The sequence below is a fragment of the Streptococcus pseudopneumoniae genome, assembly GCF_001076775.1.
Classification (GTDB): domain Bacteria; phylum Bacillota; class Bacilli; order Lactobacillales; family Streptococcaceae; genus Streptococcus; species Streptococcus pseudopneumoniae_G.
This window is the reverse complement of the sequence record NZ_JVGV01000001.1, coordinates 1-213: the sequence shown is the minus strand read 5'-3', so window position 1 is coordinate 213 and position 213 is coordinate 1. Positions and strand designations below refer to the sequence as shown.

The window sequence follows — 213 nt, the reverse complement described above, 5'->3', positions numbered from 1 at the left end:
GCTTTATCGATTAATTTCTCTGCTTCTTCTACAGTTAATCCTTTTTCGAAGCCTTCTACGATTTGTTTTCTTGTTGCGTCTGATGCTGCTTTTAACGCTGCAATTGTGTCAGCTTTTGCTTTTGCTTCTTCTGGACTATTCGTTTCAGCTTTTTCTAATTCTTTGACAGCCTCTTCTAATGCTTTATCATAATTTGCTAAGAACTCGTCTTGT

At 36.6% G+C, this 213-nt stretch carries 1 protein-coding gene; it reads right to left on the bottom strand.

Annotation, left to right across the window (positions count from 1 at the left end; genetic code table 11):
* A partial coding sequence (locus ADJ60_RS00005) for a hypothetical protein (RefSeq protein ID WP_049542504.1) occupies window positions 1–213 on the bottom strand: 213 nt, incomplete at both ends.